Source organism: Microbacterium zouquanmingi (genome assembly GCF_052266695.1).
Taxonomy (GTDB): Bacteria; Actinomycetota; Actinomycetes; order Actinomycetales; family Microbacteriaceae; genus Microbacterium.
This window is the reverse complement of record NZ_JBQPQZ010000009.1, coordinates 13,155-25,577: the sequence shown is the minus strand read 5'-3', so window position 1 is coordinate 25,577 and position 12,423 is coordinate 13,155. Positions and strand designations below refer to the sequence as shown.

The following is a 12,423-nucleotide window of genomic DNA, read 5'->3' as shown; positions in this document are numbered from 1 at the left end:
GCGCCATTGAGCCACAGCATCGGCGGCGTTGCCGCAACTTTCCCGCGTGCTGCGCGGATTCGGGTCGCGATTCGTGGAAGTGCGCCAATCACATCTACGGTGAGATCCAGCGCACTAAGCACAACGCCGGTGTGCACCTGGACCCAGCGCGAAAGGACCGTGCATGACCCCGCGCAGCCGTCGCCCCGTGATCTTCGCGATCATCGCGCTGTGCCTGGTCGCCACCCTGATGCGGCCGGCGATCACCGCGGTCGGGCCGGTCATCGACCGCATGTCGCAGGACACCGGCATCCCGCTCGCGCTGCTCGGATCACTCTCGACGATCGTACTCATCACCTGGGCGATCGTCTCCCCGTTCGCCCACGGTTTCGGCCGTCGGTTCGGACTCGGCGGGGCCGTGCTCGCGGCGATGGGGCTGCTCGCCGTCGGCGTGATTGTGCGCTCGCTGCCTGGTTCGACGGCCTGGCTGTGGGTCGGCACGGCGATCATCGGCGTCGCCCTCGCGATCGGCAACGTGTTGCTTCCGGCTGTGATCAAACGCGACTTCCCGCTGCGCGTGCCGATGATGATGGGCGTCTACTCCGCGCTGCTCGGCGGCGCGGGAGCCGTGGCATCCGGCCTCGCCGTGCCGATCGCGGATCTCAGCGGCAGCGATACCGGGGCCGGATGGCGCCTCGCGCTGCTTGTCACCGGGGCGGCCGTCGCGCCGCTCGCGCTCTTCGCGTGGTGGTTCGTCAGTCGGCGCGAGATGCGGGCGATGCGCGGAAGCACTGCGGCTCCGGCATCCCGCCTCGGCATCTGGCGCGACCCGATCGCCTGGCAGGTCGCCGCCTACATGGGCGTGCAGTCGACGACGTTCTATGTGCTGGTCACCTGGCTCGCGACGATGTCGCTCGCTACCGGCCGCAGTGACACACTCGCCGGTGTCGACGTGATGATCTACCAGATGTTCTCTCTGGTGGGAGCCCTCACGGTCGCCCTCGCCATGCGCGGCCGCGGCGCGCGCATCACTCCAGGCGCGCTGCCGTTGCTCGGCTTCGTCGGCATCATCGGCCTGATGATCTGGCCGGATGCCATCGGCATCTGGGTCGTGCCGCTCGGCGTCTTCTCCGGGCTGTCGCTCGGCGTCTCGTTGACTCTGATGGCTCAGCGTGCCCGCGATCACCACACGTCATCCGCGCTATCGGGGATGTCGCAGTCGGTCGGCTATGCCATCGCGGCCATCGGGCCGGCGCTGTTCGGAGCCGTGCACGCGATGACCGGGAACTGGACGGTTCCGCTGATCATCCTGCTGGTGACGATGACGCTGCAGGGCGTGTTCGGCGCCTTCGCCGCACGCGATCGCTACGTGCTCGAGCGCCCGTGACCCTCGTGAACCTGCAAAACCACGCCCAAAGAGCGTCGATTCGCTGCGGGCTCGGCGTGGTTTTGCGGGTTTGGGCGCTCAGTCCTCGGCGGCGCGCGTCGCCTTGCGATCGGCGATGAGCGTGTCACGCACCTTGCGGCGCAGCACCTTGCCGATGAGCGAGGTCGGCAGCTCTTCCCACACCGTGTAGGCGCTCGGGCGCTTGTACTCGGCGAGGCTGTCACGGGCGGCGGCACGCGCAGCATCCTCGTCGAAGGACGCACCCTCTTCGAGGACGACGACGGCCGTCACCACCTCGGCTCCGCTGCCGCGCGGAATGCCGATGACAGCGCAGGCCGCCACGCCAGAGACCGAGGTGATCACCTGCTCCACCTCGCTCGGCGACACGTTGAAGCCACCGGTGATGATGAGCTCCTTCTTGCGGTCGACCACGGTCACGAACCCGTCTTCGTCCTGCACGACGAGGTCGCCGGTGCGCAGCCATCCGCCATCGAGCAGCGTGGCTGCGGTCTCCTCCGGGCGCTTCCAGTACCCGTGGAACACCTGCGGACCGTGGATGAGAAGCTCGCCGACCTCGCCCAGCTCGACCTCGCGAGTGGGCTCATCCGGGTCGACGACCTTGATGTCGGTGGAGGGGAACGGCAGGCCGATCGCGCCGATGCGGCGAGCATCCGTGAAGGGGTTCGCCAGGGCGACGGGGCTCGTCTCGGTGAGACCGTACCCCTCGTTGAGCATGCTGCCAGCCTGGTCTTCCCAGCGCTTCACGATCGCAGGGGTCAGCGTCATCGCGCCAGAGATCGCGTAGACGACGCCGGTGAGATCGAGCTTTCCCTCCTTGGAAACGCGCGAGAGCCGATCGAACATCGGCGGAACGGCGGGCACGAACGTCGGCGGGAACTTCTTCGCCGCCTTCTCGACGAGCGCAGGATCGAAGGTCGGGAACAGCACCGCGCACGACCCGGTCTCGACCGAGTAGATCACCGAGAGCAGAACGCCGAAGGAGTGGAACATCGGCAGCAGCCCGTAGATGCGGCCGTCGCCGCGGGTAAAGTCCGGCATCCACGCCTTGCCCTGGCGGGCGTTGGACCACAGGTTCGAATGCGTGATGATCGCGCCCTTGGGCGTTCCGGTCGTGCCCGACGTGTACTGCAGGCAAGCGATATCGGATGCTTCAGGGCGAGGATGCGACGACGGCAGCGGCTCGCTCTTCTCGAGTTGCGCGAACGGTGTCGCCCCGGGAGCGGGAGCCGTGAGTTTCTCGCGCGATTCGCGAGCCTTTGCGATCGGCAGGCGCAGCGCAAGACGCATCCCGAACGGCATCGCGCGCGTGATGTCGACGGCGATGATGTCACGGATGCCGAGGTCGGCGGGAAGCGCCTGCAGCGTCGGCACGATCTTGTCCCAGGTGATGACGACGGTGGCGCCGTGGTCACGGAACTGTACTTCGAGCTCGTCGCGGGTGTAGAGCGGGTTGTGCTCGACGACGACGGCACCCAGGCGCAGTACGGCGTAGAACGCGATGACGTGCTGGGGCGCGTTCGGCATGATCAGCGCGACACGGTCGCCGGCCTTCACTCCTCGCTCGCGCAGAGCGTTCGCCACGCGAGAGACGCGGTCGCCGAGTTCGCGGTAGCTGACCGTGCGATCGAAGAACGCGATCGCCGGTCGGTCGTTCCATTCGGCGACGCGTTCGTCGAGCAGATCGCTGAGGGAACCGGTGACCGGCTCGATGTCGATCGGAGTGCCCGGTGCGTAGAACTTGTTCCAGGCGCGCGTCTCGTTCAGGTGCATAGCGAAAGCCTACGCGGGAGCACCGTCACACGCGGGCAGCGACCAGCTCCGCTTCGATCTCGGATACTGTGCGCTGCAGCGCAGGCAACAGTTCCGCCCGCACGTCGTCAGCCGCACCGCGGGCAGTGCTCGTCGAGACGTTGAGCGCCGCGGTCACCCCGGCGCGCGTCCGCAGCGGAACGGCGATCGAGCGCAGCCCGTCTTCGAGCTCGCCATCGACCATTGCCCAACCCTGCGCGCGGACGCGTTCGAGCTCTGCGGAAAGCTCCGCCGGATCGACGCGTGTGCGCGGGGTGTAAGCCACCAGTTCGCCTACGGTCTCGGCGGCAGCTGTCTCCGGAAGCGCCGCGAGAAGCACACGCCCCATGCTGGTCGCCGCTGCGGGCAGTCGCGTGCCGATCGTGATGCGCACGCTCATGATGCGACGGGCGGCGGCGCGCGCGACGTAGACGATCTCGTCACCGTCGAGCACAGCGACCGACACCGATTCACCGATTTGATGCGAAAGCTCATCAAGGTGCGGCTGCACGATCTCCGGCAGCGAGAGCGATGAGAGATATCCGTAGCCGAGTTCGAGAATGCGCGGGGTCAACCGGAATCTGGCGTCCGGGGTCGCCCGAACGTAGCCGAGCTGCTCGAGCGTACGCAGGAACCGGCGTGCGGCGGCGCGCGGGATGTCCGCCCGACGAGCAACCTCCGCGAGCGACAGTTCGGCTGGCTCCCCGTCGAACGTGCGGATGACGGCGAGCCCCCGCGCCAGCGACTGCACGAAGTCGGCAGATGCCGGATCGGCAGCGGGTGCGGCATCCATTTCGGTCACTCGAGAACCCTAACGCCCCTTGCCACCGTGCAGATCCGGAGGACATCTCTCGAATCGGAGGAGGCCTGACCGGAATCCATCCTCCGGATCATGAGATTTCCTCCGTTTCGCGGGAGCGCGCGGCGACGCCGCGCCGTCCCGGATGCCACGGCTCAGCGCTCGAGGACGACGGCGAGGCCCTGGCCGACACCGATGCAGATCGCCACGACCGCGACGCCGCCACCGCGGCGCGCGAGTTCATGTGCGGCATGGCCGATGATGCGTCCGCCGGATGCTCCGAGCGGATGCCCGATCGCCAGCGCCCCGCCATGGATGTTGAGCTTTGCGGGATCCAGGCCGGGCCAGCCCCGCAGGCACGCCAGCGACTGCGATGCGAACGCCTCGTTCAACTCCACGAAGTCGACGTCGGCCCAGGTGCGGCCCGCGCGGGCGAGGGCCTTGTTGGCCGCCTCGATCGGCGCGGTCGGGAACTCATCCGGGTCGACGCCGTGCGCACCACGACCGGTGATGCGCGCCAGCGGCTCGACGTCGAGCACGCCCTCGGCACCCAACAGCACCGCTGAGGCGCCGTCATTGATCGACGAGGAGTTCGCGGCTGTCACGGTGCCGTCCGCGGCGAACAGAGCACGGAGCCCGGCGAGCTTCTCGACCGTCGACCCGTCGCGGATGCCCTCATCGCGGACAAGCTCCGCACCCGGCACCTGCACGATCTCGCCGTCATAGATGCCCTCAGCCCATGCCTTGGCGGCAAGCTCGTGCGAGCGCACCGCGAAAGCATCCTGATCTTCGCGCGAGAGGCCCCAGGTGGCGGCCGTCTTCTCGGCGGCTTCGCCGTTCGAGATCGTCCAGCCCGTCGGCAGCGCCTCGTTGGTCATGCGCCAGCCGATCGCGGTGTTCCACATCGTCTGGTTGCCCGTCGCAGGGTACGGCTTGGCCGACTTCTCGACCACGAACGGCGCCCGGCTCATCGACTCCACGCCGCCCGCGAGAATGATCTCGGCATCCCCGGATTCGATCGCCCGCGCACCCTGGATGACGGCCTCGACGCTGGAGGCGCACAGCCGGTTCACCGTCGTGCCGGTCACCGTCGTCGGGAATCCGGCAAGCAGAGCACCCATTCGGGCGACGTTGCGATTGTCCTCGCCAGCCTGGTTCGCGTCGCCGAAGATCACATCATCGATGCGTGCCGCATCGAGCCCGGTGCGCAGGATCGTCGCACGCATCACTGTCGCCGCAAGATCATCGGGACGGATGCTGGCGAGCGCACCGCCCGCGCGCCCGAACGGAGTGCGGACAGCGTCGTAGATATAAGTGGTCATTGCAGCTCCAAGCCAGTCAGCTCTGAAAGGGACTTCACCGTATTCTCGCCGAACGCCTCGCGCACTTGGAAGCCATCGGGCGTCACGTCGAACACGGCGTGATCGGTGTAGACACGGCTGACGCAGCCGACACCGGTCAGCGGATACGTGCACGCCTCGACCAGCTTGGAAGAACCGTCCTTGGCGAGCAGATCGGTCATCACATAGACTTCCTTGGCGCCGATCGCGAGATCCATCGCGCCGCCGACCGCCGGAATCGCACCCGCCGCTCCGGTGGACCAGTTCGCCAGGTCGCCGTTCTGCGCGACCTGGAACGCGCCGAGCACGCACACATCGAGGTGTCCGCCGCGCATCATCGCGAAGGAGTCGGCGTGATGGAAGTACGCAGCTCCCGCGACCGCGGTGACGGCCTGCTTGCCGGCATTGATGAGGTCGGGGTCGATCTGCCCTTCCTCTGGTGCGCCGCCCATCCCGAGCAGCCCGTTCTCGGTGTGCAGGATGATCTCGAGGTCATCGGGCAGGAAGTTGGCGACCAGGGTCGGGGCGCCGATGCCGAGGTTCACGAAGGAGCCCTCGGGGATGTCAGCTGCGATGCGCGCTGCCAGGTCGTTGCGGGTGATGCGAGTGCTCATGAGGCGACCTTCTCTTCTGAAGTATCCGATGGCGCACCCTCGAGATCGACGCCGCCGACGAACTCGCCACCCTGCAGCCACCGGCGCTCGCCGACGGCGACAACGCGATTGACGAAGATTCCCGGTGTCACGACGACCTCGTGGTCGATCGCGCCGAGGTCGACGATCTCGTCGACCTGCGCGATGGTCGTGGTGGCGGCGGTCGCCATGATCGGACCGAAGTTGCGCGCGGTGCCGCGGTAGACGAGGTTGCCCCAGCGATCGCCCTTGAGCGCGCTGATCAGGGCGAAGTCGGCGGTGATCGGGTACTCGAGCACGTAGCGGCGTCCGTCGATCACGCGCTCCTCTTTGCCTTCGGCCAGCGCGGTGCCGACACCCGTCGGCGTGAAGAAGGCGCCGATGCCGGCTCCGGCGGCACGGATGCGCTCAGCAAGATTGCCCTGCGGAACGAGTTCGAGCTCGATCTTGCCCGAGCGGTACAGGTCATCGAACACCCACGAGTCGCTCTGTCGGGGGAAGGAGCACAGGATCTTGCGCACCAGTCCCTTGGCCAGGAGCGCCGCAAGTCCGACATCGCCGTTGCCGGCGTTGTTGTTGACGATCGTGAGGTCGCGGGCGCCGTGCTCGATGAGCGCGTCGATCAGCTCGACCGGCTGCCCCGCGCGCCCGAACCCGCCGATCATGACGGTCGCGCCGTCGGGGATGTCGGCGACGGCGGATGCCGCATCCGCCACGGTCTTGTCAATCACTGCGCCTCCTTGCGTGTTCGCCGTGCGAACGTACGTTCGCTTGGCGCCCATACTATCGCACCGCGCGCGCAGGGAAGAAGCCTTTCCTGCGTCCAGGCGCACCTGAAAGCGGGAAAGGCTTCTTCTATCGGACGATGCCTGCGGTTACGCCCGCGCAGCGGCCTCTGCGGCCAGCGGCTGCGCGGTGCGGTCGCTCGAGAACGCACCGCGATAGCGTGCGGCCGGGTGGCGCTCATTGAGCCGTGGCGCGCCGAACAGCTTGTCGCGCAGGGTTCCCGGCGCGTATTCGCTCTGCGCGAGGCCCCGTTCGCGGAGGACAGGAAGCACCTTGTCGGCGAACTCCTCGAAGGAACCGGGGATCACGGCGTTCACGACATTGATCCCATCGACGCCGGCGGCCTGCCAGCGTTCGAGCTCATCCGCGATGTGCTCCGGGGTTCCGACGACCAGGTTGTTGCGCGTCATCCGTGATGCGACATCCGCAACGGTCGGCTCGCGATCGGTGATCGTGCGGCGCAGCAGCTCGGTGAATCCCTTCATCGTGTTGGTATCGACGTCTTTGAGCTCGGTCTCCGGCGGGTACGTGCGACCCGTCGGGTCGACGATGGCGGCGTGCGCGAGGAAGCCCTCGTCGCTCGACCACGTCTCATACTCCTCGGCCTTCTGCTGAGCCTCGGCCTCCGTGTCGCCGATGACGAACGTCAGGCCCTGGAAGAACTTGATGTCATCGGGCTCACGCCCGTACTCGACGGCCAGCGCCCGCGTCTCGTCGATCTGCCACCTGGCGATCTCGGGGGTGGGCGCGAGAATGAACACCGCCTCCGCGTTCTGCGCGGCGAACCGGCGTCCTGATTCCGATGCTCCGGCCTGGAACAGCAGCGGTGTGCGCTGGGGCGAGGGCGCCGGCAGGTGCGGGCCCTCTACGCGGTAGCGCTCTCCCTCGTGGAAGATCTTGTGCACCTTCGTGACGTCGGCGTACACGCCGCTCCCCTTGTCCTTCAGGATCGCGCCCTCATCCCAAGAGCCCTCCCACAGCTTGTAGACGACGTCGACGTACTCCTCGGCCCAGCGGTAGCGCTCGGCGTGGTCGGTCAGCTGGGGCAAGCCGAAGTTGCGCGCCCCGTTGTCTTGCGTGCCGGTGACGATGTTCCAGGCGATCCGGCCGCGCGAGATGTGGTCGAGGGTCGAGACCTGGCGGGCGAAGTTGAACGGGTGGTTCTGGGCCACGTTCGAGGTGAGTGCGAGACCGAGATTCTCGGTCACCACCGCGAGCGCACCGAGCAGAACCGTCGGGTCATTGCTCGGGATCTGCAGCCCGTGCCGGACGTACACCTCGTAGTCGGCATCCGCGTCGCCGTAGTGACCGGCGACGTCTGCGAAGAACATCGCGTCGAACTTCGCGGCCTCGAGGGTCTTCGCGAGGTCGATCCAGACCTGCACGTCTTCGAAATCGACCTGTGCGGCCTCGGGCCTGCGCCAGTGGCCGTGCTGGATGTGCGAGTTCGTGTTCATCACGAACGCGTTGAACCGGAGGGGACGGGATTCGCTCATGACACGAGGATGCCGCGCGACAGGCCGCACGGCTCCCTCTGTGTCGAAAGATCACGACACGTTACGTCATGCGTCAGCGCCGCTTCCGTGTGCACAACTCCTGAGGAATTCTCAGAAACCGCGAAAACAGGTCACCTGAGCCGGGCAAAGCGGCAATTCTTCAGGAGTTATGCGCGGAAGCTGTGCTGCTCTTTGATCGGCCGGGCCGCGTCTGACGCCAGGAACGCCAGCACCTCAGCAGCCTTCTCGGGCGAGTCGGATGCTGTCGCCACGGCCCCGGCGAACACGGTGTCGATCGCGCAGTCAGAAGGCATGACACCGAGGATGCGCACGCCCGGCTGACCGACGAGCTCGCTGAGCTGCTGGAATCCCAGGTCGACGACACCCTTCGCAAGAGAGCGAGCGACCGGAACGCCGGGCTGCGCCTGCGCGAGCCGGTCGCCTACCTCATCGGTCAGCCCCCACCCGTCGATCATCTTCACGAGTGCAGTGCCGCTGGGTCCGGTCGAATAGCCGATCCGGTTCGCGGAGCGCAGTGCGTCGCGAAGCTCCGAAGCGTCTGCGAAGGCGGGGCCCTCCGGCCGCGTGGCCGGCTCGGACGAGCCGGAGGGCACAGCCACCGCGGTCTGCGACAGCATGAGAGGCACGACAGGGCCCGGGACGTGTGCGCTGGATGCGAGCTTGGTCAGCGCCCCCGAAGCGAGGAATACCAGATCGAACGCTTCACCGTCGGCAACGCGGGCAGCGGCATCCACTCCCCCGACCGACTCGACCTCGACGGCGGGCAGCCCCGCAGATGCGGCTGCGTCGAGAAGATCGGCGAGCACGTGCCGCGTCGCCATCGAGGAAATGGCCTTCATGCGTCTGCCTCGAAGGTCTCGGCATCCACCTCAGAGGCAGGGCCTGGCGCATAGCGTGGGCCTGCGACCGTAGCCGTGGTGATCAGCTCACCGGCACGCGTGAGCAGCGCAGCGTCCACCGAAAGCGAAAGCGCCCCGAAGTCCTCACGCAGATGCGAAACGCTGGTTGTGCCAGGGATCGGCACGACGTGATCGCCACGTGAAAGCAACCAGGCGAGAGCGAGCTGCGCCGGAGTGCACTCTGCCTCTGCGGCGAGCGCACGCCAGGCCGGCAGCAGCGCTTCATTCGCAGGCCAGTTCTGCGCCGAGAACCGCGGCATCGCCCGCCGGATGTCCTTCTCCGCGAGCTCGGCAGGGTCTCCGACCGAGTCGCTGAGGAATCCGCGTGCCACCGGCGAGAACGCGACCAGTGCAATCCCGTCGGCCGCGGTGGCCGAGAGCATCCCGAGTTCGGGGTTGCGGCTCCAGAGCGAGTACTCGTTCTGCACCGCGGCGATCGGGGCTGCCTGCTGCGCCTTGCGCAGCGTCGCCACCGACACCTCCGAGAGCCCGATCGCGCCGATCTTCCCCTGCTCCACCGCAGACGCGAGCGCACCGACGCTCTCTTCGATGGGCACCTTCTTGTCCCAGCGGTGCAGGTAGTACAGGTCGATGTGGTCGACTCCGAGGCGTGAGAGCGAAGCATCCACCTGCGCCCGCAGGGTGTCGGGCCGCCCGTCGATGACCTTCGTGCCGTCGACCATCGCCATCCCGCCCTTGCTCGCGAGCACGACCTCGTCGCGTCGCCCGCGCAGCGCCTGACCGACGAGCTCCTCGTTGCGACCGGCGCCGTAGAGCGTGGCCGTGTCGAGGTGGCTCACCCCGTCATCGAGCGCCGTGCGCAGCACCGCGAGGCCCTCTTCAGGAGAGGGCGGGATGCCGTAGGCATGGCTGAGATTCATGCAGCCGAGGCCCATGCGAGACTGCAAAACCACGCCGAGACTGCGGCGGCTCGCCGCAGTCTCGGCGTGGTTTTGCGGGTTAGGGGAAGGAATGCTCACGCCAGCTGTTCTTCCAGCTGACCGAGCACGCGGTAGCAGTCGATCACCTGACGCAGCGAGGAGTTGGGCTCGCGGCCCTCGCGAATCGCGGCGATGAACTCGCGGTCCTGCAGCTCGATGCCATTCATGCTGACCGCGACGTCGGAGACATCGATCTGCTCGTCCTTGCCGTTGAACAGATCGTCATAGCGAGCGATGTAGGTCTCGGTGTCGCCGATGTAGCGGAAGAACGTGCCGAACGGCCCGTCGTTGTTGAACGACAACGACAGCGTGCAGATCGCACCGGTCTCGCTCTTGAGCAGGATGCCCATGTCCATGGCGATGCCCAGTTCCGGGTTGATCGGCCCCTGAACGGCGTGCGCCTCGACGATCTTGCCCGCCTGGTAGGCGAACAGATCGACCGTGTGCGCGGCGTGGTGCCACAGCAGGTGGTCAGTCCAGGAACGCGCTTCGCCCTTGGCGTTCGTGTTCGTGCGGCGGAAGAAGTACGTCTGCACGTCCATCTGCTGCACGCTGAATTCGCCGGCGGAGATCTGGTTGTGCACGAGCTGGTGCGAAGGGTTGAACCGGCGGGTGTGCCCCACCATCGCCACGCGGTCGGATGCTTCGGCCGCAGCCAGTGCCGCTTCGGCATCCTCCAGCGAATCCGCCAGCGGAATCTCCACCTGCACGTGCTTGCCGGCGGCGAGCACGGCCTGCGTCTGGCCCGAGTGCAGACCGGTCGGAGTCGCGAGGATGACAGCATCCACATCGTCGCGCTCAAGCACCGCCTCGAGCCCGACGACGGCGTTCGCGACGCCATACTTTTCGGCGACAGCATCCGCCTTCTCCTGCGAGGTGGCGGCGACGACGGTCACTTCGGCATCTTCGATGAGTGCCAGGCCGTCGAGGTGCTTCATGCCGAAGGCGCCATTGGCGCCCACGACGGCGATGCGGATCTTGTCAGTCATGCGGTCTCCTTTTCGCGAGCGAGATCAGGCGGTGGGGTTGCTGAGGACGAGGTGTCCGACGGCGGTGTTGGATGCCGGCACGTGATAGAACCGGTGATCCGTCGACGGCGACTCCCCACCGAACTGGTCATCCATCGCACCACGAGCGATCAACCAGTCGACCAGCTCAATGCCCTCAGAGCCCGCCTCATCGACATACTCCATGTGCGACCACTCGGTCAGCCCCTTCGGATCAGCAATCAGGTGATCAAGGAACGCGTTGTCCCACTCCTCGTTGATGAGGCCTGCACGCGGACCCTGCAACTGGTGACTCATGCCCCCGGTGCCCCAGATCTGCACGTTCAGCTCGGGGCCGTCCCACTTGTCCAGCGCACGGCGCAGTGCCTTGCCGAGCTCATAGCAGCGGCGCCCGGACGGCACCGGGTACTGCACCACATTGACAGCGAGGGGGATGACCTTCACCGGCCACTCATCTTCCGTGCCGTGCTCACCGAACACCAGCGACAACGGCACCGTCAAACCATGATCGACGACCATCTCATTGACGAGAGTGAGATCGAAATCATCCTGGATGATCGACTGCGCAAGGTGGGCGGCAAGCTCCGGGTAACCCTCGATGCCAGGAACCGGACGCGGACCATAGCCCTCATCAGCGACGGCATACGCCGCTCCCGTGCCCAGCACGAACGTCGGGATGATCGACGCATCAAACGCGGTCGCATGGTCGTTATAGATCAGAATCACGACGTCAGGCTTGGACTCCTGCTGCCAACTGCGCGTCCACTGGTAACCATCGAAGACCTTCTTCCAATACGGCTCCTCCGTCTTACCGAGATCCATCGCCGCACCAATCGCCGGCACATGCGAGGTGAACACCGCAGAGGTGTACTTCGCCGGCGCGTTCGGACGGAACGTGTCAGCCTTCTCACCCGGCGCGGGAGGAGTCCAACCATCCAGATCCTTGAGACGATTGCCCTCCGGACGCCGCCCACCACCGACCATCATGTCGCGATACGCAGCCTCACTCATACCCGTCATAGAGCCAGCCATCTGCTGGAAGCTCAGCCCATGCGTGGCGCCGATCTTGGCCAGGAAGTAGATGTTCCCGCCCTCAGCGATCATGGTGTTCATGTCCATGTCGAGCACGGCCTGGCGCTGCCGCGCATTGAGCGGCCACTCATCGAGGTAGGCGGGCTGGTCAGCGAGGAAGCGCACCCGGTTCTCGGGCTTCATCAGCGACATCGCGAACTGGTTCAGGTGAAAACCCTTACGCGCCTGCTCGGCGTCGTAGATCGTGGTGCCCGGAATGTCCTTGTACGGCTTGTCGAGTGCCATGTCGTTCTCC

The 12,423-nt window shown here is 66.7% G+C and carries 11 protein-coding genes; 1 reads left to right on the top strand and 10 read right to left on the bottom strand.

Annotated elements, in window-relative coordinates; genetic code table 11:
- Positions 1-163 precede the first annotated feature (163 nt).
- Positions 164-1,366, top strand: a complete 1,203-nt coding sequence (locus ACTU6U_RS14970) for an MFS transporter (RefSeq protein WP_443469909.1) — start codon at positions 164-166, stop codon at positions 1,364-1,366.
- A 78-nt stretch (positions 1,367-1,444) separates the two neighbouring features.
- Here ACTU6U_RS14970 and ACTU6U_RS14965 read toward each other — a convergent pair whose 3' ends face one another.
- From ACTU6U_RS14965 to ACTU6U_RS14920, 10 genes are all read right to left on the bottom strand, one after another.
- Positions 1,445-3,157 (bottom strand): AMP-binding protein, encoded by a 1,713-nt coding sequence (locus ACTU6U_RS14965; protein ID WP_443469908.1) that lies wholly within the window; start codon positions 3,155-3,157, stop codon positions 1,445-1,447.
- A 25-nt stretch (positions 3,158-3,182) separates the two neighbouring features.
- Positions 3,183-3,968, bottom strand: a complete 786-nt coding sequence (locus ACTU6U_RS14960) for an IclR family transcriptional regulator domain-containing protein (protein WP_443469930.1) — start codon at positions 3,966-3,968, stop codon at positions 3,183-3,185.
- Between the two features lie 161 nt (positions 3,969-4,129).
- Positions 4,130-5,296, bottom strand: coding sequence for a thiolase family protein (locus tag ACTU6U_RS14955; RefSeq protein ID WP_443469907.1), 1,167 nt, complete (start codon positions 5,294-5,296; stop codon positions 4,130-4,132).
- Entirely contained in the window at positions 5,293-5,928 is a 636-nt protein-coding gene (locus ACTU6U_RS14950) for a 3-oxoacid CoA-transferase subunit B (protein WP_443469906.1), read from the bottom strand. The genes ACTU6U_RS14955 and ACTU6U_RS14950 overlap by 4 nt, the downstream gene beginning before the upstream one ends.
- On the bottom strand, positions 5,925-6,677 hold the full coding sequence (locus tag ACTU6U_RS14945) for a 3-oxoacid CoA-transferase subunit A (RefSeq protein WP_443469905.1): 753 nt from the start codon (positions 6,675-6,677) through the stop codon (positions 5,925-5,927). The genes ACTU6U_RS14950 and ACTU6U_RS14945 overlap by 4 nt, the downstream gene beginning before the upstream one ends.
- A 144-nt stretch (positions 6,678-6,821) precedes the next feature.
- Entirely contained in the window at positions 6,822-8,228 is a 1,407-nt protein-coding gene (locus ACTU6U_RS14940) for an LLM class flavin-dependent oxidoreductase (RefSeq protein WP_443469904.1), read from the bottom strand.
- Between the two features lie 167 nt (positions 8,229-8,395).
- Positions 8,396-9,088: a substrate-binding domain-containing protein gene (locus ACTU6U_RS14935; protein ID WP_443469903.1), complete on the bottom strand. Its 693-nt coding sequence runs from the start codon at positions 9,086-9,088 to the stop codon at positions 8,396-8,398.
- On the bottom strand, positions 9,085-10,044 hold the full coding sequence (locus ACTU6U_RS14930) for an aldo/keto reductase (protein WP_443469929.1): 960 nt from the start codon (positions 10,042-10,044) through the stop codon (positions 9,085-9,087). Before ACTU6U_RS14930 ends, ACTU6U_RS14935 begins: the two co-directional genes overlap by 4 nt.
- A gap of 80 nt (positions 10,045-10,124) precedes the next feature.
- The gene (locus ACTU6U_RS14925) at positions 10,125-11,078 is read right to left on the bottom strand and encodes a Gfo/Idh/MocA family oxidoreductase (RefSeq protein WP_443469902.1); all 954 of its coding nucleotides are present in this window, start codon (positions 11,076-11,078) and stop codon (positions 10,125-10,127) included.
- Between the two features lie 24 nt (positions 11,079-11,102).
- On the bottom strand, positions 11,103-12,413 hold the full coding sequence (locus ACTU6U_RS14920) for a protocatechuate 4,5-dioxygenase subunit alpha/beta (protein ID WP_443469901.1): 1,311 nt from the start codon (positions 12,411-12,413) through the stop codon (positions 11,103-11,105).
- Between the last annotated feature and the right edge of the window lie 10 nt (positions 12,414-12,423).

Coding starts and splice junctions, on each gene's coding strand:
- ACTU6U_RS14970 (WP_443469909.1), top strand. CDS start 164: ATGACCCCGCGCAGCCGTCGCCCCGTGATCTTCGCGATCATCGCGCTG.
- ACTU6U_RS14965 (WP_443469908.1), bottom strand. CDS start 3,157: ATGCACCTGAACGAGACGCGCGCCTGGAACAAGTTCTACGCACCGGGC.
- ACTU6U_RS14960 (WP_443469930.1), bottom strand. CDS start 3,968: ATGGATGCCGCACCCGCTGCCGATCCGGCATCTGCCGACTTCGTGCAG.
- ACTU6U_RS14955 (WP_443469907.1), bottom strand. CDS start 5,296: ATGACCACTTATATCTACGACGCTGTCCGCACTCCGTTCGGGCGCGCG.
- ACTU6U_RS14950 (WP_443469906.1), bottom strand. CDS start 5,928: ATGAGCACTCGCATCACCCGCAACGACCTGGCAGCGCGCATCGCAGCT.
- ACTU6U_RS14940 (WP_443469904.1), bottom strand. CDS start 8,228: ATGAGCGAATCCCGTCCCCTCCGGTTCAACGCGTTCGTGATGAACACG.
- ACTU6U_RS14935 (WP_443469903.1), bottom strand. CDS start 9,088: ATGAAGGCCATTTCCTCGATGGCGACGCGGCACGTGCTCGCCGATCTT.
- ACTU6U_RS14930 (WP_443469929.1), bottom strand. CDS start 10,044: ATGGGCCTCGGCTGCATGAATCTCAGCCATGCCTACGGCATCCCGCCC.
- ACTU6U_RS14925 (WP_443469902.1), bottom strand. CDS start 11,078: ATGACTGACAAGATCCGCATCGCCGTCGTGGGCGCCAATGGCGCCTTC.
- ACTU6U_RS14920 (WP_443469901.1), bottom strand. CDS start 12,413: ATGGCACTCGACAAGCCGTACAAGGACATTCCGGGCACCACGATCTAC.